The organism is Mycobacterium sp. UM_Kg27 (assembly GCF_000972905.1).
GTDB lineage: Bacteria > Actinomycetota > Actinomycetes > Mycobacteriales > Mycobacteriaceae > Mycobacterium.
Window position 1 is genome coordinate 1 of the sequence record NZ_JRMM01000058.1, and the last position, 24,162, is coordinate 24,162.

Annotated in this window: 28 protein-coding genes and 1 pseudogene; 11 read left to right on the plus strand and 18 right to left on the minus strand. The window is 65.5% G+C overall.

All coding sequences use genetic code 11. The features are described from left to right. Window positions 1–72 precede the first annotated feature (72 nt). The 9 genes from LI94_RS11080 to LI94_RS11115 form a co-directional block, all read right to left on the minus strand. Window positions 73–375 (minus strand): hypothetical protein, encoded by a 303-nt coding sequence (locus LI94_RS11080; protein ID WP_239651202.1) that lies wholly within the window; start codon window positions 373–375, stop codon window positions 73–75. Window positions 376–427: 52 nt separating this feature from the next. Continuing rightward, window positions 428–790, minus strand: a complete 363-nt coding sequence (locus LI94_RS11085; protein WP_052739918.1) for a Gp19/Gp15/Gp42 family protein — start codon at window positions 788–790, stop codon at window positions 428–430. 115 nt (window positions 791–905) lie between these two features. Beyond that, window positions 906–1,991 carry a phage major capsid protein gene (locus LI94_RS11095; RefSeq protein ID WP_239651203.1) on the minus strand — a complete coding sequence of 362 codons (1,086 nt, stop codon included), beginning with the start codon at window positions 1,989–1,991 and terminating at the stop codon, window positions 906–908. 176 nt (window positions 1,992–2,167) lie between these two features. Next, complete coding sequence (locus LI94_RS11100) at window positions 2,168–2,614, minus strand: hypothetical protein (protein WP_152664804.1); 447 nt, start codon at window positions 2,612–2,614, stop codon at window positions 2,168–2,170. After that, complete coding sequence (locus tag LI94_RS23150) at window positions 2,611–2,835, minus strand: hypothetical protein (RefSeq protein ID WP_131810702.1); 225 nt, start codon at window positions 2,833–2,835, stop codon at window positions 2,611–2,613. Before LI94_RS23150 ends, LI94_RS11100 begins: the two co-directional genes overlap by 4 nt. Next, a complete protein-coding gene (locus tag LI94_RS23780; protein ID WP_192830955.1) occupies window positions 2,835–2,990 on the minus strand; it encodes a hypothetical protein in 156 nt (51 codons plus the stop codon). The genes LI94_RS23150 and LI94_RS23780 overlap by 1 nt, the downstream gene beginning before the upstream one ends. A 316-nt stretch (window positions 2,991–3,306) precedes the next feature. Then, window positions 3,307–4,641, minus strand: coding sequence for a phage/plasmid primase, P4 family (locus LI94_RS11105; RefSeq protein WP_082105725.1), 1,335 nt, complete (start codon window positions 4,639–4,641; stop codon window positions 3,307–3,309). Next, window positions 4,638–4,832 carry a hypothetical protein gene (locus LI94_RS11110; protein WP_046301215.1) on the minus strand — a complete coding sequence of 65 codons (195 nt, stop codon included), beginning with the start codon at window positions 4,830–4,832 and terminating at the stop codon, window positions 4,638–4,640. The genes LI94_RS11105 and LI94_RS11110 overlap by 4 nt, the downstream gene beginning before the upstream one ends. A gap of 689 nt (window positions 4,833–5,521) precedes the next feature. Next, complete coding sequence (locus tag LI94_RS11115) at window positions 5,522–5,746, minus strand: hypothetical protein (protein WP_046301216.1); 225 nt, start codon at window positions 5,744–5,746, stop codon at window positions 5,522–5,524. Between the two features lie 885 nt (window positions 5,747–6,631). Here LI94_RS11115 and LI94_RS24480 point away from each other — a divergent pair. After that, window positions 6,632–6,829, plus strand: a pseudogene (locus LI94_RS24480) (glutathione S-transferase family protein); the annotation flags it as partial. On the opposite strand, the gene LI94_RS11125 reads toward LI94_RS24480, so the two are convergent. Both LI94_RS11125 and LI94_RS11130 read right to left on the minus strand, forming a co-directional pair. Continuing rightward, complete coding sequence (locus LI94_RS11125; RefSeq protein WP_024443974.1) at window positions 6,811–7,323, minus strand: DUF2771 domain-containing protein; 513 nt, start codon at window positions 7,321–7,323, stop codon at window positions 6,811–6,813. The pseudogene LI94_RS24480 and the gene LI94_RS11125 sit on opposite strands and share 19 nt — an antisense overlap. Window positions 7,324–7,330: 7 nt before the next feature. Then, the gene (locus LI94_RS11130) at window positions 7,331–8,917 is read right to left on the minus strand and encodes an MFS transporter (RefSeq protein WP_036458817.1); all 1,587 of its coding nucleotides are present in this window, start codon (window positions 8,915–8,917) and stop codon (window positions 7,331–7,333) included. A 223-nt stretch (window positions 8,918–9,140) separates the two neighbouring features. On the opposite strand from LI94_RS11130, the gene LI94_RS11135 reads away from it, so the two are divergent. After that, window positions 9,141–10,250, plus strand: a complete 1,110-nt coding sequence (locus LI94_RS11135; protein WP_152664806.1) for a DUF3027 domain-containing protein — start codon at window positions 9,141–9,143, stop codon at window positions 10,248–10,250. Here the strand turns inward: LI94_RS11135 and LI94_RS11140 are convergent. From LI94_RS11140 to LI94_RS11150, 3 genes are read right to left on the minus strand one after another with little or no spacing between them, the layout of a single operon-like run. Continuing rightward, window positions 10,247–10,822 carry a hypothetical protein gene (locus tag LI94_RS11140; RefSeq protein WP_046301219.1) on the minus strand — a complete coding sequence of 192 codons (576 nt, stop codon included), beginning with the start codon at window positions 10,820–10,822 and terminating at the stop codon, window positions 10,247–10,249. The genes LI94_RS11135 and LI94_RS11140 overlap by 4 nt on opposite strands. 58 nt (window positions 10,823–10,880) lie before the next feature. After that, on the minus strand, window positions 10,881–11,339 hold the full coding sequence (locus LI94_RS11145; RefSeq protein ID WP_046301220.1) for an SRPBCC family protein: 459 nt from the start codon (window positions 11,337–11,339) through the stop codon (window positions 10,881–10,883). A gap of 32 nt (window positions 11,340–11,371) precedes the next feature. Continuing rightward, entirely contained in the window at window positions 11,372–11,641 is a 270-nt protein-coding gene (locus tag LI94_RS11150; RefSeq protein WP_024443979.1) for a DUF2530 domain-containing protein, read from the minus strand. A 39-nt stretch (window positions 11,642–11,680) separates the two neighbouring features. Between LI94_RS11150 and LI94_RS11155 the strand changes: the two genes are divergently transcribed. Both LI94_RS11155 and LI94_RS11160 read left to right on the plus strand, forming a co-directional pair. Then, complete coding sequence (locus LI94_RS11155) at window positions 11,681–12,514, plus strand: RNA methyltransferase (protein WP_024443980.1); 834 nt, start codon at window positions 11,681–11,683, stop codon at window positions 12,512–12,514. Continuing rightward, the gene (locus LI94_RS11160; RefSeq protein WP_024443981.1) at window positions 12,511–12,786 is read left to right on the plus strand and encodes a DUF2537 domain-containing protein; all 276 of its coding nucleotides are present in this window, start codon (window positions 12,511–12,513) and stop codon (window positions 12,784–12,786) included. The genes LI94_RS11155 and LI94_RS11160 overlap by 4 nt, the downstream gene beginning before the upstream one ends. Here LI94_RS11160 and sepH read toward each other — a convergent pair. Together sepH and serC are read right to left on the minus strand one after the other, a co-directional pair. Beyond that, complete coding sequence (gene sepH / locus LI94_RS11165; RefSeq protein ID WP_024443982.1) at window positions 12,777–13,553, minus strand: septation protein SepH; 777 nt, start codon at window positions 13,551–13,553, stop codon at window positions 12,777–12,779. The genes LI94_RS11160 and sepH overlap by 10 nt on opposite strands. A gap of 113 nt (window positions 13,554–13,666) precedes the next feature. Next, on the minus strand, window positions 13,667–14,785 hold the full coding sequence (gene serC, locus LI94_RS11170; RefSeq protein ID WP_024443983.1) for a phosphoserine transaminase: 1,119 nt from the start codon (window positions 14,783–14,785) through the stop codon (window positions 13,667–13,669). Window positions 14,786–14,971: 186 nt separating this feature from the next. Between serC and LI94_RS11175 the strand changes: the two genes are divergently transcribed. Together LI94_RS11175 and LI94_RS11180 are read left to right on the plus strand one after the other, a co-directional pair. Next, window positions 14,972–16,012 carry a diiron oxygenase gene (locus LI94_RS11175; protein ID WP_024443984.1) on the plus strand — a complete coding sequence of 347 codons (1,041 nt, stop codon included), beginning with the start codon at window positions 14,972–14,974 and terminating at the stop codon, window positions 16,010–16,012. 15 nt (window positions 16,013–16,027) lie between these two features. Next, the gene (locus LI94_RS11180) at window positions 16,028–17,719 is read left to right on the plus strand and encodes an FAD-dependent oxidoreductase (protein WP_046301221.1); all 1,692 of its coding nucleotides are present in this window, start codon (window positions 16,028–16,030) and stop codon (window positions 17,717–17,719) included. An 8-nt stretch (window positions 17,720–17,727) separates the two neighbouring features. On the opposite strand, the gene LI94_RS11185 is transcribed toward LI94_RS11180, so the two are convergent. Beyond that, window positions 17,728–18,843 carry a citrate synthase 2 gene (locus LI94_RS11185; RefSeq protein ID WP_024443986.1) on the minus strand — a complete coding sequence of 372 codons (1,116 nt, stop codon included), beginning with the start codon at window positions 18,841–18,843 and terminating at the stop codon, window positions 17,728–17,730. A 124-nt stretch (window positions 18,844–18,967) separates the two neighbouring features. On the opposite strand from LI94_RS11185, the gene pdxH reads away from it, so the two are divergent. The 5 genes from pdxH (at window position 18,968) to LI94_RS11210 (ending at window position 23,176) form a co-directional block, all read left to right on the plus strand. Beyond that, window positions 18,968–19,588 (plus strand): pyridoxamine 5'-phosphate oxidase, encoded by a 621-nt coding sequence (pdxH, locus tag LI94_RS11190; RefSeq protein ID WP_046301228.1) that lies wholly within the window; start codon window positions 18,968–18,970, stop codon window positions 19,586–19,588. A gap of 16 nt (window positions 19,589–19,604) precedes the next feature. Then, window positions 19,605–20,888, plus strand: a complete 1,284-nt coding sequence (locus LI94_RS11195; RefSeq protein WP_046301222.1) for an MFS transporter — start codon at window positions 19,605–19,607, stop codon at window positions 20,886–20,888. A 108-nt stretch (window positions 20,889–20,996) separates the two neighbouring features. Beyond that, a complete protein-coding gene (locus tag LI94_RS11200; RefSeq protein WP_024443989.1) occupies window positions 20,997–22,295 on the plus strand; it encodes a citrate synthase in 1,299 nt (432 codons plus the stop codon). Window positions 22,296–22,300: 5 nt separating this feature from the next. After that, window positions 22,301–22,669 (plus strand): FKBP-type peptidyl-prolyl cis-trans isomerase, encoded by a 369-nt coding sequence (locus LI94_RS11205; protein ID WP_024443990.1) that lies wholly within the window; start codon window positions 22,301–22,303, stop codon window positions 22,667–22,669. Continuing rightward, window positions 22,670–23,176, plus strand: a complete 507-nt coding sequence (locus LI94_RS11210) for a BON domain-containing protein (RefSeq protein WP_024443991.1) — start codon at window positions 22,670–22,672, stop codon at window positions 23,174–23,176. A gap of 19 nt (window positions 23,177–23,195) precedes the next feature. Here the strand turns inward: LI94_RS11210 and LI94_RS11215 are convergent. Then, window positions 23,196–24,162, minus strand: a 967-nt coding sequence (locus tag LI94_RS11215) for a HAMP domain-containing sensor histidine kinase (protein ID WP_046301223.1), incomplete at its 5' end; no start/stop codon positions are given.

Consider the following 24,162-nt stretch of genomic DNA (forward strand, 5'->3'; position numbering starts at 1 on the left):
CGAAGCGCTTCACTACGATCACAGGCACACCCCACCGAAGGCGGGGTGATTCAAGGAAATCAGTCCCCGGACTTACCGGGACGGCTCACCGTTGAACCGGTTGCCATACCCGAACACAGACCAGCGATCACCGTTCCAATCCACTTGAGATTGAAGACCGAGCAACCCATGAGCGCGGTCGAACGAACGGGGAAACCGCATCGAGTAGACCTCCTCAGATTCAAAACCGGTATCGGACTGTTCGGCCCTACGAGCTGACGTGCCCGTCTGGTTCATCACCTGGAATCTTGCGGTGGTAGGGATACCAACGGTGGACGGCAATGTCTTCGGGTTGCCGTCGATGTCGGTGGTGAGCGCTTCGGGATAGACCGTCACCGGTTCGTATTGACCACCGCGATCTAGTAGAGACACGTCGAAACCTCCTATGTCACAGCGGAAAAGCGAACCGAGGATCGGACCGGAACCGCTCAAACGGGGTGGGCACTTTGAGATGGATGGAGAACAGCGCAGACCCCACACCCAACAAGCCCCACTCGCGGGTAGTGATCTGAAGTTCTCCCGACGCCAGCTCGTAGTTGAGCTGGTAGGTGTAGTCACCGTCGGTCTCCGAGGTGTAGCCCTCTGGGTTTTGGATCACCCGCTTTACAGCGGTGGACTCCACCCGGACCACCAGCGACTCATCTAGGTCACCGTTGGTGACCCTCTCGCCGAGGTCGGGGATACGCTGCCGGATTTCCAGCTCAGCATCATCGAGCAGGATTGCAGCTTGGGCGGTTTCGTCCGCCGTCAACGGTCTGCCTAGTCGCGCAGCGACATCGGCTGTCTTTGCGTAAGCCAATTAGGGAACCTCCCCCTAGCCAGGCAGGTGGGTTAGCGGCCCCACCTGCCCGTACCAGATTGGGAATCTAGGCGAGGGTCACCGACGCACCGGTCCCACCGGTCAACGCGGAACCATCCACGGTCAACACACCCGGAACTGAGACGGTGAACTCACCAGCAGAGCCGGTAACGGTCACGTCATCGGCCACGATGCCGTCGTCAATACCGACGATTGCCGACTTGACCGCTGCCGCGTTGGCGTTGTGGGCGATAGTCACAGACGGGCCGAGACCATTAAGGCCCACCGTGGCGTTGCCGCCGGTTGCGCCACCGAAACTCAGCGTGTAAGTGATCGGGCCGTTGACGATACGAACCACGCCAGGCTCGTTGACGAACGCAAAACCGATCCGGGAGGTAGCCCGAATCCACCGGCCATCCTGAGCGACGTTGTGGAACTGCTCAACAGCCGTGCCGGTGCGCTGAACGAACAGCACGTGATCCCGAGGGATACCCCACGCGACCGTGCCAGAGTCCACCTGATCAGAGACCAACACCGGCAGACCACAAACCTGAATGCCGTCGTCAACAAAAGTCAAGAGCGGTTGGTTGCTGCCGGTGGCAATCTTCAACTTGCTCAGCGTCTCAGCGGTTTCCGGCGAGACCACCCACGCGGTAAGCGTGGAGCCGTGCGCCAGCGCCTTGTAGCGGGCGCTGACAAAAGCGTCCAGGTTGGTCAACGAACCACCAGTACCAACCACCGAATAGCTCAGCGACAACAGTCCGTTCGGACCCTTAGCGGTGGTATTGGCAAAGAATGCCTGGTCGACAGACCTGGCGATCTGATTGGCAAGTGCCTGCCCGATACGGTCAGCGATAGCCGGATCGGTGTCACCGACCGACTCATTACCTACCAGGGTGAGGCCGGCGGTTTTGGTCGGGATAACCGTGACCTCATCAGCCTCGCCATCAGCTTCGGCGATAACGTCGAGTTCGGAATACCAGCCGGTACCGGGGTCGGATTTCCACACCGGGACACTCAGTTTCGCCCGGTTGGTCGCCAAAAACGTAGCCGCGTTAGCGGCGATCGACTTAGCCTGAACAGCGAGATTAACGAGGTCGCCGTAATCCTCGGGCAACCAAGCGGCTGCCAGATCAGCACGTGTAGTGCTCAAAGTGATCTCCTGTAGAGATAGGCCAGGGCATAGCCCAGGCAAACGAAAAAGCCACCCGGTCTAGCCGGATGGCTTCGATGAATTGGTTGGTCCTGCCGCAGACAGAACCGGAGGTGCGCCGCTGGCGCAGGCCAGACCCGGCCACAGACCGGGGTCCAGCGGAAAACTAAAGGCGGCTAGGAGGCCGCCGGGCGATCTTTAAGCAGTGACCCCCATGTCGGACTAGCGGCACCACCAGGTGCGCCGTAACCCTGCGAACGGTCAACAGCCGTATCCACCAGCTTCAGCCCCGGACGTGAACCGAGAATGTCAGAGACAACCGCAGACACCTTGTCGGGGTCGACAAACCCCGACTCGTCAAGCAGGTCATCGAGCTCGATGCCGCCGAGGGTGAACAGGTCAGCCGGCTCGCTCAACCCCTTCGCGGCGAGCCGCTCGGCATCGCGGCGCTGAAGTTCCCGAACCATCGCTTGAGCCTCATTCCGCTCAACCCGGTAGCGAGCCTCACGATTGGGCCTCGGCTCACCGGGGGAAACGTCCGTATTGGTGTCTAGATTCAATTCTGACGGGTTTTCACCATCTTCGGGTGTAATAACATCAGATGGAATAGTTTCGGTACTCAATTCGACCCCTGGATACTCGGAATAGACAAGCCTTTAGTAGGTTCGGGACGGCGGAAACGCCGGTCCCACAATTCACGGCGAGCCTGCAAGTCACCTTTATGCCAAGGCTCATCACCGTCCGCCTCGATGGCGGCGTTTAAGTTCTCGGTGCGCTTTACAAACTCTGCGAAACGCTCATCGCGGGATTTAGCCCACGGTGCCGTGCTGTCGTTGTGCGCCATCACAACACCTCGACATACGAGTTGTTGAAACCGGCGAGAACGTCCAACACGGTCATCGGTTTGGGTAGTTCGATGTCGTCGTGGGAAACCTCCCACTCGACGCGGCGACCGAAGCCGGATTCAAGACTGTCAATCAGATCAGATATGTAGTTCATCTATAGACTCCATTCAAAAGGTTGGTGAGATCCCCTCGCGGTGCTCGGGGGAGGGTGGCTAGTGCCCTCGCTCGTCAAGCTCGACTCGGGGGATAGGTGCGCTTCGCGCAGGCTGAAAAAGTTTGCTAGAGGGCATAGGCGCTGACGCGGGCTACAAGCCCTACATATAAGAGACTTTTTCTAAAAAGTTGCACCTTTTGCACCCTGGAAACGCAAAGCCCAAGGTCAGCAGGCTTTAGGCACCCGAAATAGGGTGCAACTTAGGGTGCAACTTTCACCGATTAGGGTGCAACTTTCGGCCCGTAGGGTGCAACTTTCAAGCAGGAGGGTCGGGAAACTCCCATCCACGCTCACCGCGCACAGTCTTTGCTGGACCTAGCACGGCAGTTACCCGCTCATAGAACTTGTTCCGGGTTAGCGCCTGTTTTCCGTTGCCGTCTTCGATCCACAATTTGTAACAGTCGTACGTACGCGTACGTGGTGTGAAACCCACCGGCAGCATCTCCCCATCGGCCAGCCATGCCCGGACAGGATCGGAGCGAGTGGCGAATGCCTCCCTTGCAGCATCACCCGGTGTCGAGCGTCGGATAGTGAAACCGGTGGCGGCGGCACGGCGCAGCAGCTTGCCTGCGATGGCGGCGCGCTCTGCGAACAGCCGAGCCTCGATGGTGGTGTCAGAGCCGTCAAACGTGTTGGGGAACTCGATGATTTCCCACCGTCGCAAATAACCCTCGGATGTATCTGAGGATGTCGGAATCTGATTAGCCGAGAAAACCGGCACCGCCCAGACGTGGGCAGCAAAAGCCTGCGCGTGTTTCACGTCCATTTCCACCAGATCGCCGCCGGTCATCTGTTTAAAAGCACCGGTACTATCTAAATGCCCGCCGTCAATTTCACCGACCAGATTTACAGCCTTGCCATAGAGGCGTGCAGCGGCAAACCGGGTACTCAACCGCTGCAAGGGAACCGCTGCCATACTCTGCCGACCAGCGATTGCCTCGATGAGATTGAGCAGCACGCTCTTACCGTTCCTACCTGTACCGGTAAACATCACCGCTCGCTGCAAGGGGTTACCGGGCCGCAGGAGATAGGCCAAGATGTCGAGCACCCGATCAATATCGCCAGGGTGGAGAACATCGGCCAAAAACTGATCAAACTCCGGTGTCTCCGCCATGAACGTCGGATCAACACCTAATTGATACGTGGTCAGCCGGTCGGGATCGTGCGGAACAACCTCGCCGTTGGTGAAGTCGAATAGGCCAGATGAGATGGACACATAACGGTCATCTGGCCGATCTGGATAGATAAACCGCTCGTCGTGTTTCAACTCAGCGCGGAGACGGTCGGTAACGGTGCTCAGGTGCTTATTGCGGCGGTAAGTCTTACCCATCTTCATCGGCAGAATATCGGTCACAACGTTGCGATCCTCAGACCAAACACCACCGGAGTATGACCACAAAGCGCCAGACCGAGGGTCGAGACGGATAGGTCGCTCGGCTTGGATCGCCTGCGACCACCGAACAGGGTTAAAGCCCCGCGTATCCTCAGGATCAACGCCGCGCTGTATCAGCTCGGCGCAATCGCATTGCAGCTCGCCACACTCTAGGCAGATGGGTACAGCGTTTTCCACCACCTGCAAAGGCCGGCTCATTTTGCCTGCAATGCTTCGATCTGCTCCACCAGGCTAAGCCCGATAACCCTCGCCTCATCGCGCTCGGCGATTACCGCCGCGAGTTCGTCGCGGGCCGCGTTCCGCTCCACTCGGAATCTTGCGGACTCCCTGCGCAACTGAGCGATGTAGATAATCGTCTCAGGGTCTAGCTCATTTAGATCAACTGCCATTTTTCTACCTCCCACGGCACCACCGGAGCGCCATAAACAGCCCTAGAATCAATCTAGGGGGATTTTCCTAACCTTTTGGATAGGACATACCGCAGAGCTAATTACGTTGCTCTACGTTTGAATTAGCGGGCTAAGCCGCGCTAAGAGTTTTCTGCATTGCCTGAACCAACGCGTAGGCTTCGTTTCGTCTCTGACGAAACCGACGCTGCCGCTCGCGGGCGCAGGCCAAACACTGACCGTTGCGACGGGCGGTTACATCGTGCCGCGCGCATCGAGGGTGAGCCATTATTTTCCTTGCGTGATCCGCCGCTGACGGATCGGTTGAACTGTGGACGCCACTGACGCCCGTTACTAACGGCTTGGTGAGTTTAAAAAATTGAACCTACGGCGGGAGTCTAGGGACCGCCGCAGGCCAACAAGGCAGAGTCAACCCTACTAACCTCTACCCACAACACCGCCGGAGTTCGCCAAAACTGCGGTGTTGAAATCTATGAAGGTATGAGCGCGTAGCTCTTTACCCCTCCCATGGTATATGGGTCGCACTTTTAACCAAAAGTTGGAAACCGCCCTATATTGTGACCGAAGTCACTGGTCGGGGATGGGCCTAGCGGCTTACCCCTCCCATGGTATATGCGTGAGTATTTTTACGTTTACCCCCGAAAGTACCTTAATGTGTGATGGAGATCACGTTAGGTTAGGAACCGCTCGGGGATGCGGAACTGAAACGTTCCCACGGCGTCAGAGTTGTCGCCACCCACGTACGTACAGGTGAGCAGGCCGAGCTGAACTAGCCCGGTCATCAAAAACAAGTCACCCGACCAGTCGCCTACCGCGATCGCCTCGGCAACTGCGATATGCGGATCATCCCCATCGAAGTTGTCTCGAACTTCCTCAAGCCAGAGTGAAACGGTCATGTTATTTCCTTACCCCTCCCATGGTATATGGGTGTAACTTTTCGCAAAAAGGTGGGAATCTAGCCCTGAGTGTGACAAACGTCATAGACTGCCGTTAGCCATCGTCCACGTCCCAGCTACTCTGGTTAGGTCTCTGGCCACCGGGTCTGTAACCGCCAGTTACCAAAGCGTCGCACGCGGCGAACGGCCCGACCCATCTGCCGGTGTCGGGGCAAAAGAATGTAGAGCCGAAGTCATCGCCACACAACCGGGCATCGTGACAATAGGCAGGGATCGGGTCGGCAATAGCCGCAGGTGTGGACAGTGCAGCCGTGAACAGGGCCGTACCGCCGGCAATCAACAGTTTCCTCACAGCTGGACCACCGCCCGGTACCAACTAGGCAGCTTCGCCAGCAGCCCGTCCATCACAGCCAGGCTAGCCTCATGTCTAGCTGCGCTGGGAAGGAAGAAATCTTCGCCGCGGGCAACCCCGCGTTCCGCGGCAGCCCGAAGCGCTGAAAGCTCATTCATCCGCAACCGGAGTGCAGAGGCGAGTACCAGTTCCTCATCTCCGGTGATATCGGGGGTGAGCTGCAATCCTATACTCACAGCGGACCCACGATGTCTGGGTGAGGGCTCGGGATAAACCGGCAATCACACGACGGAACGTGATAGGCAACCCCTCGGACCACCTTGCGACCACACCGCACATCCTCACTGCCGGGGATAACCAGGATGGTTCCGGCGTCGCACATCCACGATAAGAACGTCGCTAGATCCACACCTGCCTCTACGGCGGCAGCCTCGATAGAGATCACGTCGCTAGGGTCTAACTCATCGGACATATTGCACCCCTCCACTAGAGCCAGGCCAACCCCAAAACTACTTCGGAGTGGCTACCAGTACCAGCACTACTACATGGTGCATGCCGACATCAATCCGACGAAGATCGTCCCCGACGGGCCGGACCTGGCGAATTGGTTGTCGCCGCATGGCCGAGAAGCGCTGGGCGGCAGGCCATTCGGGGATGGAACCCCGCCGGGGCCGGTGCCGGACGGCGAGCAGGTGCCGGCTGGCCACGGAGCTCAGTCGGCGCTTGTCTGACTATTCCAGCGTGTTCCCACCGCCCACTCGGCGTGCGATGCCGTGAACAGCTCGCCGGTTCTGGCGTCGACGACCAGGGTGGGCAGCTGCACCACCAGCCCGCGCAGCAGACCGCGCTGCGGATCCACGGTGTGGACGGTGACCGCCAGGGTGCTGCCTGCCGGATATGTCTCTTTAGTGGTGTCGGCCGGGTTGTCGTAGAGCCGCCATAGTTGCCACGGCGCTCGCCCGATGGTCTCGTCCACCGACAGCTGCACCGGATGACGCGAGTCGACCGCCAACGTGCCTTGCGCTTCGGTCAGCAGGCACTCATCGAGGTTGAGCACGTTGCAGTACATGTACGGCCCAGTGCGGGTGAGATGGCCGTTGGAGTACGCGCTGATCTGCGGCGGCAGCGGCTCCTCGGACCGGGTGAACCACCAGGTGCCGAATCCGGCCAGCGCCGCGGTCACCACCGTCAACGCGGCCACCAGCACGGCCGTCGAGCGTTTCACTCCTACATCACCCCTGTCTAGCCGGGTCGAGGCGGGCGCCGTCCTGCTCGATCAGCACCGGCCGGTTGCCCCCCAGCCCGGGAATCAACGAGTCGCCGTGGAACGACAGGATGGTCTGGGCCAGACCCGGGATCAGCAGAGCGGTGATCGCGGTGAAGCCCACCCACAAGTCGGTATATACCAACACGCCCAGTGCACCACCCGACACCCAGGCCAGTTGCAGAGTGGACTCGGTGCGGCCGAATGCCGATGCCCGGGACTCTTCGGGCAGGTCGTCCTGCAGCGCTGCGTCCAACGACGCCTTCGAGATCGCACTGGCCCCCGACGTCACCAACGCGGCGATCGCCGCCATCGCCAGGGTCCCGGCCACCGCTGCGGCCAGCGCGACAGCCGTCACCGCCATGGTGCACCGCACCACCAGCACCGCGGGGCGTCCCAGTTGCAGTCGAGCGCTGGTGAAGTTTCCGGCGAAGTTGCCCAGGCCGGCGGCCGCTCCGATCAACCCGAGAATGCCCAGCTGTACCCAACCGCCGGCGTTGTGCTGCTTGGCCACGAACGCCGGGTACAAGAACAAGAACCCGACCATCGCCTTGATGGTGCAGTTGCCCCACAGCGCGGCGATGATGTTGCGGCCCAGCGGTTGCCGCAGCGGCTGGCTCAGCGCCCCGCCGGCCCGCCGGACCTGTTCGGGCCAGCTTCGGGGCCGTTCGTCGAAGCGGTATCTCAAGGTGGTGGGGACTTCGCCGGCGGTCACTTCCACCCATCGCGGGATCCGCATCGACAGGACTGCTCCGGCCACCGAGACCGCCACGAGCACCAACAATGCCCCCGGTAGCTCTAGCAGCCGGGTGAAGATGTACTCGGCTGCCGCGGCTACGCCGCCCCCGACGATCGTGCCGCCGAGTAGACCGAACATTGTCAGTCGGGAATTGACCCGCACCAGGTCGATCGACGGCGGCATGACCCGTGGCGTGACGGCGCTGCGCAACACCGTGAACGATTTCGACAGCACCATCATCGCCAGGGCGCACGGATAGAGCACCCAGGAGCCGAAGGTGCCCGCGACACCGTCGTAGTTGGCGATCAGCACCAGGGCCAACAGGGTTCGCAGTGCGAACGACATGGCCAGCGCGGCGCGCCGGCCATGCTGGACGCGATCCAGGGCAGGACCGATCAGCGGCGCGACCACCGCGAACGGCGCGATAGTCACCAGCAGATACAGCGCCACCCGGCCCTTGCTCTCGCCGGCGGCCGCCGCGAAGAACAAGGTGTTGGCCAGTGCGACGGCCATCGCCGCGTCCACCGCGAAGTTCGCCACCACGGGCCAGGTCAGTGCGGTCAGTCCAGATTTGTCGGCGCCGTCGGCGGTGGCGGCCCGTTGTACCAGCCCGTACATCCGCGAGCCCATTTCGCGACTGCGCGCCGCGGCCGCTCGGGTGACCGTGACGCGATCGCCGGCGCTCGAACCACTTGGAGTCTCGGGGCGACGAGGCGTGCCGGTGTGTTCGCGCAGCGGGGGCAGGTACCGGTTCTCGCTGGGCATGGGCTTGCGCTGCCGCTGGTCACCGGCGTTGTTACTGGGGTAGTTGGCCATGCCGGGGTGCTGTCCGGCCGAACCGTTGCGCGCACCTCGGCCGGAGACCGGTGACGGACGGCTTCGCCGGCCCGGTTCGGGGAGATCACGACGCCGTGCAGACACATCCGCGATTCTTCCCTATGTCCGCCGCACGACCGCGTAGGCCATGATCGTGCCTGCATGTGGCTGATGGAGCCGCGCTGCGGCAGTATAGGGACGTCATTGAACGGAAGGGACCCGCGTGACCGGACCCAGCGCAGAATCAGCCACTGCGACCATCGCCGTGCCCACGGTGCTGGCCGAGGCAGTCGAGCACGCCCGCTCGGCCGTCGCCGAGTTCAGCGGCGCCGACACGGTCGGCGAGCACCTGGGGGTCGATTACGAAGACCCGACTGCCGCCACGCACCGGTTCGGTGCGGTGCTGCCCGGTTATCAGGGCTGGCAGTGGGCTGTCGTCGTCGCGGCGGTCCCGGGCGCCACGGTGCCCACGGTCAGCGAGGTTGTGCTGGTGCCCGGCCCCACGGCCCTGCTGGCCCCGGAGTGGGTGCCCTGGGACCAGCGGGTGCGTCCCGGCGACCTGGGGCCGGGGGATCTGCTGGCGCCGCCCGCCGACGATCCGCGGCTGGTGCCCGGTTACACCTCGAGTGGCGACCCCCAGCTCGACGAGGTGGCCGGCGAGATCGGCCTGGGCCGGCGCTGGCTGATGAGTCCGGTGGGCCGCGCCGAGGCGGCGCAGCGCTGGCACGACGGCGAGCACGGTCCGGATTCGGCGATGGCGCGGTCCACTAAACGGGTCTGTCGTGACTGTGGTTTCTATTTGCCGCTCGCCGGCGAGCTGGGCACGGTGTTCGGCGTCTGCGGTAACGAAATGTCCGCCGACGGACACGTGGTCGACAACCGGTACGGCTGCGGCGCGCACAGTGACACCCCGGCCCCTCCGGGCACCGGTTCCCCGGTATACGAGCCCTACGACGACGGTGTGCTGGAGATCGTCGGTTTCACGACGGTCCCGGCCGCCGAACCGGTTGACGAGGTGAGCGAACCGGTTGACGAGGTGACCGATGCGGCTGAAGACGTGACCGAGGCGGCTGCCGACGTGACCGAGCCGGCTGAAGACGTGACCGAGGCGACTGCCGACGTGACCGAGGCGGCTGCCGACGTGACCGAGCCGGCTGAGGCCGTCGTCGAAGCAGCGGCCGAGAGTCCCGCCGACATAGCAGCGGCGCCGGAACCGGTCGAAACCGGAGCCGACGCCGAAGCTGACGCAGCAGAGACTGTTATCGAAGCGTCTGCCGACATCCTCGGCGCCCCAGGGGAATCCGAGGAACCGGGCGAGCCGGAGACGTCCTAACCGAAGTTGAACAGGTACTCGCCCGGGAGCACGAAGAGCATGTTGAAGGCGGTGTTGAGCACCGCTCCCGGTAGGCCGACCACGTAGTTGAAGATGTCCAGCGGGATGGTGGCCGCCTGACTGAAGGCCATCCCGAAGTCGAGGTTGATCAGGCTGGTGAACAAGTTCGTGAAGTCGTTGTACAACGTGAACGGCAGGCTGATAAAGCGGTTGAACAGTCCTACGGCGGCCGCCACTTCCGCGTTGAACAGGCCGACGATGTCGAACGCGTCGGCAGCGCCGGGCACGTCCAACGCATAGGCCGCGCCGGGCAGGACTTCGGACAGGTCGAGATCGCCCGGGACGTTGAGTTCCTCAGCAAGGCTGGACATGTCGACAGGCGCGAGCCCGGCGAGGGCTTCGAAACTGTCGACGACCGTGTTGGCGGCCAGCGTCACCTCGGCCGACACCGCGGCCACGGTGCGAGTGCTGATTTCGGGTGCCGCGGCCACCGGGGTCAGGCCGGCGGCCACCAGGGCCGTCGCCGCGATGGCGATGCTCGGCAGTCGCACTGCGGATTTCACGGCTTCCATGGATTCCTCCCAGTATCCTGCCCGTTTCAGGGGACGTTACTCTGCCGCCACGGGGGCGTCAGGCGTTCTCCGCGGCGGCCTTGATCTTGCTCAGTGAAGCGTTCATACCCTCGACCAGCTCGCGTTCGAAGGTCGGCGTCCCGCCCATGAACTTGCCCACCAAAAACGCGGAGACCGCTGTGGTGTTGCCGTTCTCGACGTGCCGACTCTCGACGACCCGCGTGCCGGTGGCGGTCGGCTCGAGCTCGTAGCTCCACACACTGTGGTTCTCGGTGACGCGGAAGGACAGCTTGCGCTCCGGGATGTACTCGGTGATCACAGAGCTGGTGGGCCAGTACATCCGTCCGCGTCGGTTGAAGTTGATCGTGCGGGTGCCCGGGCGCACCACGCCGAGCGGCTTCATCCACCGGCACTGCGGGCTCCACTCGGGCATCCGCCGGAAGTCCGAGATCAGTGCCCAGACCTTGGCCACCGGGGCATTGATGTCGACCTGTGCCGTCAACAGCGGGGCTGCCATGGCATTCCTCCTCGAATTGTCGGTTCGTAACTCTATTCGTGTTCCAGTCCGGTTTGGGCGCCCCGCGCGCCGCGTCGTGCTGCCGCGCGCTGCCACAGAAAGACCGAGGTGCCCACCATGCCCGTCGCCAGGCCCGCCAGGCTCACCGGCCGCCACCCTTCCAGCGCCGGCACCGTGAACGCGGCGAGGGTTGCCAAGCAGAAGCCGGCGGCGCCGGCGCCGATCACGGGCCAGACCCGCAGCAGCGCGGTCGGCAGCGGTGGCGGCTGAAGGGAGGGCTCCGGGGAGTGCTGAGGGGTCATCGCCGTTGACGTTAGCGCCTCGCCGGTAAAGTTCCCGCAGTGGCCAGGCGCGTCGATGTTGTCGATATCGACGACCCCGGCGATTCCCGGCTGGATGACTTCCGCGATCTGAACAGCATCGATCGTCGCCCGGACCTGCCCACCGGCAAGGGGCTGGTGATCGCCGAAGGGGTGCTGGTGGTGCAGCGGATGCTGGCATCGCGGTTCATCCCACGGGCGCTGCTGGGCACCGATCGGCGGCTGACCGAGTTGGCGCTCGACCTGACCGCACCTGATGCCCCGGACGTCCCGTATTACCGGGTGTCCGCCGAGGTGATGGCCGAGGTGGTGGGCTTTCACCTCAACCGCGGTGTGTTGGCCGCCGCCTCGCGGGTGTCGGAGCCGTCGGTGGGTGATCTGGTCGCCGGGGCCAGGACGATCGCGGTGCTCGAAGGCGTCAACGACCACGAGAACCTCGGTTCGATCTTCCGCAACGGTGCCGGGCTGGGTGTGGACGCGGTGGTGTTCGGCAGCGGCTGCGCCGACCCGCTCTACCGGCGCTCGGTGCGGGTCTCGATGGGGCATGCCCTGCTGGTGCCGTTCGCCCGTTCGGCGGACTGGCCCGGGGATCTGACGATGCTGCGCGAGCAGGGTTTCCGGCTGCTGGCGATGACTCCGGACCCGCGGGCGGAGCTGTTGTCGAGCGCGATGACAAAGGTGCGCGACGAACCGATCGCGGTGCTGGTCGGTGCGGAGGGTCCGGGCCTGTCGGAGCGGGCGATGCGCGCCAGCGACATCCGGGTCCGCATCCCGATGTCGCGGGGCACCGACTCGCTCAACGTCGCCACCGCCGCCGCGCTGGCGTTCTACGAGCGCATTAGGCTGCCGGAATGACGCCCGCCCCCAGTACGCCGTGGGGGACGGGTCTGACTGTGGCGGGGTTCGTTGCGGCGGTGACCGGCACCGCGACCGCCGTGTTGAGCCTGGGCCTGCTGCGGGTCCACCCGGCGCTGGCGGTGGCGCTCAATCTGATTGCGGTGGGCGGGCTGGCGCCCACGGTGTGGGGCTGGCGGCGCACACCCGTGCTGCGATGGTTGGCCTTGGGCGCCGGAATCGGCGTAGCGGGCGCGTGGCTGGTGCTGCTGGCGCTGGCTGGTCAGCGCTGACCGGTCGAGCGCACCCCGAGCAGGACGTCCTCCCAGCCCGGGACCTCGGGCTTGCTGCGGCGGGCGCGAGTCCCCGTCCGCTGCTGCACCGGCTCCTCTTCGACCACCGCGGGGGCGGCCGGAGTCTCGAAGTCCAACTCGGCCACTGCGGCCACCGGCCGCAGCGGGCGGCCGAAGCCCGGGTCGATCAATTCCATGGCGGCGTCATCGACCGCGGTCACCGTCCCGCCGTGCGCACCCGGACTGAATAGGAAGTGCGCGACGTTGTCCGAGCGGCCAGCCTTCCACGCCAGCTGCACCGTCCAGCGCCCGTCGTCGTTGCGCCACGCGTCCCAGTTGCTGCTGTCGGAGCTCAAACCCCGCGACACCAGTGCGGAGGTGACGACCTCCAGCAGGGTCGGCACTGCCGGGCCGTCGGCCAGCACCGGGTGCGCAGCGGTCGCGAGCTCCGCGGCACGGGATCGCTCCAGCAGCACCGGGTGGGCGAAGCGTTCCACGCGGGCGACGTCCACGCCGGCCGCGGCGGCCACCTGCTCGACCGACGCCCCGGCACGGATGCGCGCCTGGATGTCTTTGGGACGCAGCATGCTGCTGCCCGCATCGGCCGGATGCTGTCCGACCCGGTGTCCCTCCCCACGGACCGCGCCGCGCAACCGGTCATCGATACGGACCCGGAACATCTCGGTGTGGTCTTCGCCGTCTCCGGCGCTCTCGCAGATGATGTGCTTGCCGTCGACGTCGAGGCCGATGGCCCTCAGTTCCCGCATGACTTCTCCTTGCGAACGCCCGGTTACGTGCGGACTCTAGTCCAGTGAACGACCCCACCCGTCGTGACACGCGGGCGTTATAACGATCTGATTACAGGCGCTCAGAGCCTCGCTCAGAGGCGTTCGACCACCCAGTCCACGCATTGGGTCAGGGCGCTCACGTCGTCGGGCTCCACCGCCGGGAACATCGCGACCCGCAACTGGTTGCGGCCCAGCTTGCGATAGGGCTCGGTGTCGACGATGCCGTTGGCCCGGAGCACCTTGGCCACCGCGGCCGCATCCACCTCGTCGACGAAGTCGATGGTGCCCACGACCTGCGAGCGCAACGCCGGGTCGGCGACGAACGGGGTGGTGAAGGACCGCTCCTCGGCCCACGAGTACAGCCGCTGCGACGAGTCCGCGGTGCGCTTGACCGCCCAGTCCAGTCCGCCGTTGCCCAGCATCCAGTCCAGCTGTTCGGCCAACAGCGCCAGGGTGGCGATCGCCGGGGTGTTGTAGGTCTGGTTCTTGGTGCTGTTGTCCACCGCGATCGGCAAGGACAGGAACTCCGGCACCCACCGGCCGGATGCGGCAATGGTCTCGATGCGGGCCAGCGCGGCCGGGCTCATGATGGAGAGCCACAGCCCGCCGTCGGAGGCGAAGTTCTTCTGCGGCGCGAAGTAGTACGCATCGACCTCGGTGATGTCGACCGGCAGGCCGCCGGCCCCCGAGGTCGCGTCGATGACGACCAGGGCATCCCCGGAACCGCTGGGCCGGCGCACCGGCACCGCCACTCCGGTCGAGGTCTCGTTGTGCGCCCAGGCGATCACGTCGACCGACGGGTCGGACTGCGGCTCGGGGGCGCTGCCCGCGTCGGCCTTGATGACGATCGGGTCGCCGACGAACGGGTTCTTGGCCACCGCCGAGGCGAACTTCGCGCTGAACTCGCCGTAGGTCAGGTGCAGTGAGCGCTTGTCGACCAGACCGAACGCCGCAGCGTCCCAGAAAGCCGTCGACCCGCCGTTGCCCAGGACCACTTCGTAGCCGTCCGGCACCGAGAACAGTTCGCGCAACCCGGAGCGGACGCGGCCGACCAAGTCTTTGACCGGCGCCTGACGGTGGGAGGTGCCGAACAGTGGCGCCGCGGTGGTGACCAGCGCGTTCAACTGCTCAGGGCGGACTTTCGACGGCCCGCAGCCGAACCGTCCGTCAGCGGGCTTGATGTTGTCCGGGATCGTGAGCTGCTCAGCCATGGGCTCTAGCGTAGACAGCGGGCGGCGCTGCCTCGCAGGGCAGGTTTATTGTGATGTAGATCACCCAAAGTGCTCGACGCCTGTCACGCCCACAGTGTTGATTCGGAGTCTGGACGGGTACCCAGTACCTGCGGTACCGTTGTACATACGCCTAGCAAATGTAAACGACTGGTGGAGGTGTCCCCGATGGCTCAGAAAGCCGCTCGAACCCGAATCGTGCGCCGGTGGCGAGCCAACATGGAAGTGACCGACGACGCGAACTACGTCGAGATCCTCAACACGTTGTCGGAAGGGTCGGTGCGACGGAACTTCAATCCGTATACCGACATCGACTGGGACACGCCCGAGTTCAAGGTCACCGAAAACGACCCGCGCTGGATCCTGCCCGGTACCGACCCGATCGGCCGGCACTGGTGGTACCAGGCCCAGCCGAAGGACGTCCAGATCAAGATCGGCATGTGGCGCCAGGCCAACGTCGCCAAAGTCGGGCTGCACTTCGAGTCCATCCTGATCCGCGGCTTGATGGAATACGCGTTCTGGGTGCCCAACGGCTCGCCCGAGTACCGCTACTGCCTGCACGAGGCGGTGGAAGAGTGCAACCACACCATGATGTTCCAGGAGATGGTGAACCACATCGGCGCGGACGTGCCGGGTATGCCGCGGTTGCTCAAGTGGGTGCAGCCGTTCATCCCGCTGGTCGCCGGACCGCTGCCGATCCCGTTCTGGTTCGGCATCCTCGCCGGCGAGGAGCCCATCGACCACATTCAGAAGGCCATCCTGCGCGAAGGCAAAACCCTGCACCCGATCATGGAACGGGTGATGGCCATTCACGTGGCCGAGGAGGCGCGGCACATCTCCTTCGCGCACGAATACCTGCATAAGCGCATTCCGAACCTGCCCCGTCGCAAGCGGTTCTGGCTCTCGCTGTACGTTCCGATCGTGATGCGGATCCTGTGCTCGGCGATCGTGGTGCCGCCCAAGGCGTTCTGGACCGAGTTCGACATTCCGCGTGAGGTCCGCAAGGACATCTTCTTCCGGTCGGCCGAGGCTCGACAGATGTTGCAGGACATGTTCGGCGATGTCCGGATGCTCTGCCACGACACCGGCCTGATGAACCCGATCGCCAAGTTGGTGTGGCGGATCTGCCGGATCCACGGCGCGCCGTCCCGGTTCCGCAGCCAGCCGCAGCGTGCGCATCTGACGCCCGTTGCCGCCTCGGTCGCGTAGCGACACCCACAGGTCATGCCGCACGTAATTACCCAGGCGTGTTGTAACGACGCGTCGTGTGTGTTCGCCTGCCCGGTCAACTGCATCCACCCCACGCCGGACGAGCCCGCGTTCGCCACGTCGGAGATGCTCTACATCGACCCGGATGCGTGTGTGGACTGCGGAGCCTGCGTGCGGGCCTGCCCGGTCGACGCGATCGTCCCGCACACCAAGGTGATGACCGAACAGTTGCCGTTCGTGGAGATCAACAGGTCGTTCTACCCGGAACGGCCTGAAGGGGTGAAGCTCCCGCCGACCTCCAAGCTGGCGCCCATCCTGCCGGCCGCCGAGCTGCATCAACGCGGCAAATATCCGCTGACCGTGGCTATCGTCGGCTCCGGCCCGGCGGCCATGTACGCGGCCGACGAACTGCTGACCCAGCAGGGCGTGCTGGTGAACGTTTTCGAAAAGCTGCCCACCCCGTACGGGTTGGTGCGGGCCGGCGTCGCCCCGGATCACCAGCGCACCAAGCTGGCCACCCGGTTGTTCGACCAGATCTCCGCGCGCCGCGGATTCCAGTTCTTCCTCAACGTCGAAGTGGGCAAGCACCTGGGCCACGCGGACCTGCTGCAGCACCACCACGCCGTGCTGTACGCCTCGGGTGCCCTGCACGACCGGCGACTCGAGATCGACGGGATGGATCTGCCCGGAACGGGCACCGCAACCGAGGTCGTCGGCTGGTGCAACGGACATCCCGAATTCGCTGATCTACCGGTCGATCTCAGCTGCGAGCGGGTGGTGATCGTAGGCAATGGCAACGTCGCTCTCGATGTGGCACGCGTCCTCACCGCCGACCCCGACCGGCTGGCCCGCACCGACATCGCCGACTACGCGCTGGCAGCGCTGCGGGACTCGGCTGTTTCCGAAGTGGTGATCGTCGCCCGGCGCGGCCCGGCCTCCTCCGCGTTCACCCTGCCCGAGTTGGTGGGGCTGACGCAGACCGCTGAGGTGGTACTCGACGCCGAGGACCATGCCCGGGTGCGCGAGGACCTGGCAACCGTTCAGGACACCTTGACCCGGCAGAAACTGGAGATATTGAGCAAGCTGGGCGATGCCTCGGCGCCGATCGCCCGTCCCCGGATTCGATTCGCCTACGAGTTGACCCCGGCCCGGGTTCTCGGCGATGACCGTTGCAGCGCAGTGGAGTTCACGCTCACCGGAACCGATCAGGTGCGACGCATCGACGCCGGCTTGGTGTTGACTTCGATCGGCTACCACGGAACGCCCATCGCCGACCTGCCGTTCGACGACGCTGCCGGCGTCGTCCCGAACGAGGGCGGCCGCGTCATCGACCCGTCGACCGGGGAGCGAGTTCCGGGAGCGTACGTCTCGGGCTGGATCAAGCGCGGTACCAACGGGTTTATCGGCTCCAACAAGTCCGACTCGCTCAAGACCATCCAGACGCTGGCCGCCGACTACAACGCAGGCCTGCTGACGGAGCCGATCGCCGGACCGCGGGCAGTCGCCCGGATGGTGCACGCCCACCAGCCCGACGTCATCGACGCGGCCGGCTGGAAGGCCATCAACGACGCCGAAATCGCCCGCGGCGAAGCCCAAGACCGCCCGCGGGTGAAGTTCACCCGGGTGCCGGACATGCTCGACGAAGTCAAGGACCACTCGGATCTGCCCCTGTTGCAGAACCTGCTCGGTGCGCTGCGGCGGCGCTGAACCGCCCGTCAGCTCTTGGTGACGTGCTCCCAGCCCGCAACGGATTCCGCGCTGCGCGGCCCCGGACCGACGTAGATCGCCGACGGGCGCACCAGCTTGCCCAGCCGCTTCTGCTCCATGATGTGGGCGCACCAGCCCGCGGTACGGCCACAGGTGAACATCGCCGGCATCATCGCCGGGGGAACCTCGGCGAAGTCCAGGATCACCGCCGCCCAGAACTCCACGTTGGTCTCGATGGCCCGGTCGGGGCGACGCTCCCGAAGCTCGTCCAGCGCCGCCTGCTCCAGTGCCGCTGCCACCTCAAAACGCGGGGCCGACAGACGCTTGGCGGTGGCCCGCAGCACTCGGGCGCGCGGGTCTTCGGCGCGGTACACCCGGTGTCCGAAGCCCATCAGCTTCTCGCGCCGGTCCAGGATGCCCTTGACCACCGCGCGCGCGTCACCGGTGCGCTCCGCCTCGGCGATCATCGGGATCACCCGCGCCGGGGCGCCGCCGTGCAGCGGGCCACTCATCGCGCCGATCGCTCCGGACAGCGCGGCGCCGACGTCGGCGCCGGTGGAAGCGATCACCCGGGCGGTGAACGTCGAGGCGTTCATGCCGTGCTCGGCCGCCGACACCCAGTAGGCGTCGATCGCCTCGGTGTGCCGCGGGTCGGGCTCGCCGCGCCAGCGGGTCATGAACCGCTCGGTGATGGTGGCGCACCCGTCGATCGTCTGCTGCGACACCGCGAGCTCCTGGCCCCGGGCCGACTGCGCGACATAGGACAGCACCATCACCGACGCGCGGGCCAGCTGATCGCGGGCGGTGGCGTCGTCGGTGTCCAGCAACGGCTCAAAACCCCACTGCGGCGCCAGCATCGCCACCCCGGCCTGGGCGTCGACCCGGACGTCACCGGTGCGAATCGGCAGTTCCAGCGGCTCGGCGGGCGCCAGCGGGCGGTTGAAGTCGCCGTCGACCAACAGGGCCCACACATCGCCGAAGCCGACCTTGCCGGCCAGGTCCTCGATGTCCACGCCGCGGTAGCGCAGCGCGCCGCCGTCCTTGTCCGGTTCGGCGATTTCAGTGGTGAAGGCAACGGTGCCTTCCAGGCCGGCGACAAAGTTCTCCGGGACCGCAGCAGTCATGCCCTGGATTCTTCCACCCCGGCGCCCAGCCGTTGCTACCGGCCGGTAACGACGGCTGGTCTGCGGCGGGGCGTAGCGTTGTGCGGTGCACAGGACCGGCCCCGACAACGAGCACCTGGCGGCGATGCGAGTGGAATATCAGGAGAAGGACAACAGCGGTGACCTTGACGCGGACTGGCTCGAGGAGGGCTGGGAGGTTCTGCTGCGCAACTGGATCGGCGACGCCGAGCGCGCAGGGATCTCCGAACCCAACGCCATGGTGCTGGCGACGGTCGAAGCCGGCCGTCCGGTCAGTCGCTCGGTGCTGTGCAAGAACCTCGACGAGAACGGTGTGACGTTTTTCACCGACTCCGACTCCGCCAAGGCTGCCGAGCTGGCGTCGACACCGTACGCATCGGCCACTTTTCCCTGGTACCAGTTGGGCCGCCAAGTCCACATTCGCGGACGGGTCACCCAGCTCGACGAGTCGGTCAGCGCCGAGTACTGGGTGCACCGACCGCGGGCGTCGCAGCTGGGTTTCTGCGCATCGCAGCAGTCGCAGCCGATCGCGTCGCGAGCCGCACTGCTGGCGCAGCTGGACGCCGTGACGGAACAGTTCTCCGGCGCCGAGGCGATCCCAGCGCCGCCGAACTGGCGCGGCTACCGGATCGCCCCGGAGGTGGTGGAGTTCTGGCAGGGCCGGGAAGGCCGGCTGCACAACCGGATTCGGGTGACCGACGGGCGGGTGGAGCGACTCCAGCCGTGAGTCCGGTGCCGCCGCGGTGAGGATCTTCGCCGATACCACCCCGTTGCGCAGCCCCGACTTTCGGCGGTTGTGGGTGGCCGGAATCCCGACCGTCATCGGGGCGAACCTGACCATCTTCGCGGTGCCGGTACAGCTCTATGCGCTGACCCGCAGCTCGGCCTACGTCGGGCTGTCGGGACTGTTCGCCCTGGTGCCGCTGGTCGTCTTCGGTTTGCTCGGCGGCGCCTGGGCCGATGCCATGGACCGCCGCAAGCTGCTGATCATCGCCTCCTGCGGGCTGGCGGGGGCCTCGCTACTGCTGTGGATCCAGGCTGCGGCCGGACTCGAGAACGTGTGGGTGGTGCTCGTACTGCTGGGTGTCCAGCAGGGGTTCTATGCGGTCAATGCCCCGACCCGGTCCGCGGCGATTCCTCGACTGGTGGCCGGCAAGGACCTGCCCGCCGCCAATTCGCTGAACATGACCGTCATGCAGTTCGGGGCGATCGTCGGGCCCCTGCTGGCCGGGCTACTGCTCGGCTGGGTGGATTTGTCCACCCTGTATCTGATCGATGCGGCGACGTGCATCTTCCCGGTCTGGGCGACGTTTCGGCTGACGCCCATGCCCCCGATCGAGCGGGCCGGACCGTCAGCTTCGCCGATCACGGCCGTGCTTGACGGGTTCCGTTACCTGGCCGGCAACACCGTGGTGCTGATGTCGTTCGTGGTGGACCTGATCGCGATGATCCTCGGCATGCCCAGGGCGCTGTTCCCGCAGATCGCGAGCGCGGACTTCGGTGGCTCGGTCGAGGGCGGCACGACCATGGCGTTGCTGGCCGCGGCGATGTCGGCCGGGGCGGTGCTCGGTGGGGTGTTCTCGGGGTGGCTGCCGCGGATCACCCGTCAGGGCCTGGTTGTCGTGGCCGCGATCGTGGTCTGGGGAGTGGCCATGATCGGTTTCGGATTCGCGGTCGGGCATGGCGGCGGGCACGCGGGCCGAGCGCTGTGGGTGGCGCTGCTGTTTCTAGCGGTCGGTGGTGCCGCGGACATGGTCTCGGCGGCGTTCCGGTCGTCGATGCTGCAGCAGGCCGCCTCCGACGAGATCCGCGGCCGGCTGCAGGGGGTGTTCACCGTGATCGTCGCCGGTGGTCCGCGGCTCGCCGATGCGGTGCACGGCGCGGCCGGGGCGGTGGTGGGGACGGCCGCGGCGTCCGCCGGTGGCGGGGCGCTGGTGGTGGTGGGTGTGATGCTTGCGGCCCTGGCAGCGCCCGCCTTCCTGCGCTATCGCCGGCCCGGCGATGTGCACCCGCTGCCGCCACCGTAACGCCGATACGGGATACCTCGGCCCCGGGCGGGCGCGCTGGGCCCGAACCGACTACCTTTTCCTATACACGCTCAATCTGGTCTGCCGAATAGCGCAAAGGGGTTCCTTGTGGCCGCAACCGATGACACCGCCACTCTCCGGTATCCGGGCGGCGAGCTAGAACTGCCGATCGTCGAGGCGACCGAGGGGTCCGACGCTCTCGCCATCGGTTCGTTGCTCGCCAAGACCGGCTACACCACGTTCGACAATGGCTACGCCAACACCTCGCCGGTCAAGAGCGCCATCACCTACATCGACGGTGACGCAGGCATCCTGCGCTACCGCGGTTACCCGATCGAGCAGCTGGCCGAGAAGTCCACCTTTATCGAGGTCAGCTACCTGCTGATCTACGGCGAGCTGCCCACCTCCGACCAGCTGGCCGCGTTCACCGGCCGGATTCAGCGGCACACCATGCTGCACGAGGACCTGAAGCGGTTCTTCGACGGCTTCCCGCGTAACGCTCACCCGATGCCGGTGCTGTCGAGCGTGGTCAACGCCTTGAGCGCCTACTACCAGGACTCGCTGGACCCGTCGGACAACGACCAGGTGGAACTGTCGACTATCCGGCTGCTGGGCAAGCTGCCCACTATCGCCGCCTACGCCTACAAGAAGTCGGCCGGCCAGCCGTTCCTGTACCCGGACAACTCGCTGAGCCTGGTGGAGAATTTCCTGCGGATGACCTTCGGCCTGCCCGCCGAGCCCTATGAGGCCGACCCCGAGGTGGTCCGGGCCCTGGACATGCTGTTCATCTTGCACGCCGACCACGAGCAGAACTGCTCGACATCGACGGTGCGGCTGGTGGGCTCCTCGCGGGCCAACCTGTTCACCTCGATCTCCGGCGGCATCAATGCGCTGTGGGGCCCGCTGCACGGTGGCGCCAACCAGGCGGTATTGGAGATGCTCGAGCAGATCCGCGACCAGCAGAACGGCAACGTCACCGACTTCGTCCACAAGGTCAAGAACCGCGAAGACGGCGTCAAGCTGATGGGCTTCGGCCACCGGGTCTACAAGAACTACGACCCGCGGGCGCGCATCGTCAAGGAACAGGCCGACAAGATCCTCGGCAAGCTCGGCGGTGACGACGAACTGCTCAACATCGCCAAGGACCTCGAAGAGGCCGCGCTGACCGATGACTACTTCGTGGAGCGCAAGCTCTACCCGAACGTCGACTTCTACACCGGCCTGATCTACCGGGCGATCGGTTTCCCGGCGCAGATGTTCACGGTGCTGTTCGCGCTGGGCCGGCTCCCCGGCTGGATCGCGCACTGGCGCGAGATGCACGACGAGGGCGACAGCAAGATCGGCCGGCCCCGCCAGATCTACACGGGCTACACCGAGCGTGACTACGTCGGCATCGGCGGACGGTAACCACTATGGGTGACCCTGCCAAGCCACAGATCACCGTTCCGACCGGACCGGCACCCGCCGAGCTGGTCATCGAGGACATCGTCGTCGGGGAAGGCCCGGCGGCCGTCCCCGGCGGGGTCGTCAACGTGCACTACCTCGGCGTCGACTACGACAGCGGCGCGGAGTTCGACAGCTCGTGGAACCGCGGGGAATCGCTGGAATTTCCGCTGGACGGGCTGATCGCCGGGTGGCAGGACGGCATCCCGGGCATGAAGGTGGGCGGCCGGCGTCAGCTGGTGATCCCACCGGAGCTGGCCTACGGTCCCGATGGAACCGGCCATCCGCTGGCCGGAAAGACCCTGGTCTTCGTGATCGACCTGCTCGGCACACGCTGAGTGCGCGCCCGGCTGATCGGGGCGGCGCTGGCAACGGCGCTGCTCGCTGCGATCGGTTACGGCCTACTGGAACGCGCGCACCAACCCGCCGCCGACCCGCAGCCCGCCGCCGTGCCGGCAGCACCGGTGCCGGTGTCGGTGATCCGTCACGGCAGCGAATTCACCCTGGCCGGAGACGTGGCCGATCCGGCGGCAAAACGAGAGCTGTTGGACGCGGTTTTGACCTTGAGCGATGAGGTCACCGTTATCGACCATCTCGCGGTGGTGCCGACAGCGGTGCCGGTCGACTTCTCCGGCGCGGCCCCGGTGTTCGAGGCGGCCGCGGACATCGGCGATTTCACGGTGGCGATCACCGGCGACACCGTGACGCTGGGCGGGACCGCGGCGAAGCCGGACGAAGCGGCCGCCGTGCAGGCCGCCGCCGAAGATGCCTGGGCTCCGGCCCACATCGTCAACGAGCTCGCAACCAGCTCCCAGGGCGGGCAGAAGTCCACCGCAAACGGCTGATTACCCGGGCGCAGTGCGTTCAGCGCGGCGGCGGGAGCCGCAGCAGCAGGCGCACTCCGCCCAGCGGACTGTCTTCCAAAGTCGCCGTGCCGCCGTGCAGTTCGGCTTGCTGTGCCACCAGCGCCAGCCCGAGTCCGGACCCCGAATGCGACGCGGTCGACCCACGCGAGAACCGCTCGAAAACAATGCGGCGCTCTTCCTCGGGAAGCCCGCCGCCGTTGTCGTCGATGGCGATCTCCACGCCTTCGCGTGAAGTGACTGCCGACAGCTGCACCTCGGTCGCACCGCCGTGCTTGACCGCGTTGGCGATCGCGTTGTCCACCGCCAGCCGTAATCCGGCCGGCAGCCCGACGATGATGCAGGTCGGTGACGGCACCAGCGAGACGTTCAAATCGGGGAAGACCCGCATCGCGTCGTGGGCCGCCCGGTCGAGCAGATCGGTGATGTCCACCGGTACGTGATCGTCGGAGGTCGACAGTTCGCCCTGCGCCAGCCGCTCCAGAGCCGACAGCGTCGCCTCGATCCGCGTCTGGGTGCGCACGACGTCGTGCAGCACCTCCTTGCGCTGGTCGTCCGGCAGGTCCAGGGTGGTCAGCACTTCGAGATTGGTGCGCATCGCGGTCAACGGGGTGCGCAGCTCATGGGAGGAGACCGCAGCGAAGTCCCGTGCGGAGGCCAGTGCCTCTTGAGTGCGGTCGCGCTCCTTCCAGATCCGTTGCAACATGCCGCGCATCGCCTCGGCGATCTCCACCGCCTCGGTGGCGCCGCGCACCTCGATCTCCGGCCGTTCATCGCCGGCGTCGATCGATCGCGCCTGCTGCGCCAGCCGTCGCAGCGGTCGTACCGCGAACGCGGTCAGCAGCCAGCCCAGCAGCGCGGCCGCGCCGATCGCGACGGTACAGAGCAGGATCACCCGGCGGTGCAGGTTGTTGGTGTCGGCGAGGGTGGCTTCGTAGGTGGCGCCGACGGCGAGCGACCGTGGCCCT

Bases quoted from the DNA above. Each gene is read 5' to 3' on its own strand.
- LI94_RS11145 (WP_046301220.1), bottom strand. From the start codon at position 11,339: ATGGCAGCCCCGCTGTTGACGGCACAGGTCGACATCAATGCCCCGGTG.
- LI94_RS11160 (WP_024443981.1), top strand. From the start codon at position 12,511: ATGACGCCCGCCCCCAGTACGCCGTGGGGGACGGGTCTGACTGTGGCG.
- LI94_RS23780 (WP_192830955.1), bottom strand. From the start codon at position 2,990: ATGAACTACATATCTGATCTGATTGACAGTCTTGAATCCGGCTTCGGT.
- LI94_RS11180 (WP_046301221.1), top strand. From the start codon at position 16,028: ATGCCGCACGTAATTACCCAGGCGTGTTGTAACGACGCGTCGTGTGTG.
- LI94_RS11150 (WP_024443979.1), bottom strand. From the start codon at position 11,641: ATGACCCCTCAGCACTCCCCGGAGCCCTCCCTTCAGCCGCCACCGCTG.
- LI94_RS11175 (WP_024443984.1), top strand. From the start codon at position 14,972: ATGGCTCAGAAAGCCGCTCGAACCCGAATCGTGCGCCGGTGGCGAGCC.
- LI94_RS11205 (WP_024443990.1), top strand. From the start codon at position 22,301: ATGGGTGACCCTGCCAAGCCACAGATCACCGTTCCGACCGGACCGGCA.
- LI94_RS11185 (WP_024443986.1), bottom strand. From the start codon at position 18,843: ATGACTGCTGCGGTCCCGGAGAACTTTGTCGCCGGCCTGGAAGGCACC.
- serC (WP_024443983.1), bottom strand. From the start codon at position 14,785: ATGGCTGAGCAGCTCACGATCCCGGACAACATCAAGCCCGCTGACGGA.
- LI94_RS23150 (WP_131810702.1), bottom strand. From the start codon at position 2,835: ATGGCGCACAACGACAGCACGGCACCGTGGGCTAAATCCCGCGATGAG.
- LI94_RS11110 (WP_046301215.1), bottom strand. From the start codon at position 4,832: ATGGCAGTTGATCTAAATGAGCTAGACCCTGAGACGATTATCTACATC.
- LI94_RS11140 (WP_046301219.1), bottom strand. From the start codon at position 10,822: ATGGAAGCCGTGAAATCCGCAGTGCGACTGCCGAGCATCGCCATCGCG.
- sepH (WP_024443982.1), bottom strand. From the start codon at position 13,553: ATGCGGGAACTGAGGGCCATCGGCCTCGACGTCGACGGCAAGCACATC.
- LI94_RS11105 (WP_082105725.1), bottom strand. From the start codon at position 4,641: ATGAGCCGGCCTTTGCAGGTGGTGGAAAACGCTGTACCCATCTGCCTA.
- pdxH (WP_046301228.1), top strand. From the start codon at position 18,968: ATGCGAGTGGAATATCAGGAGAAGGACAACAGCGGTGACCTTGACGCG.
- LI94_RS11130 (WP_036458817.1), bottom strand. From the start codon at position 8,917: ATGGCCAACTACCCCAGTAACAACGCCGGTGACCAGCGGCAGCGCAAG.
- LI94_RS11115 (WP_046301216.1), bottom strand. From the start codon at position 5,746: ATGACCGTTTCACTCTGGCTTGAGGAAGTTCGAGACAACTTCGATGGG.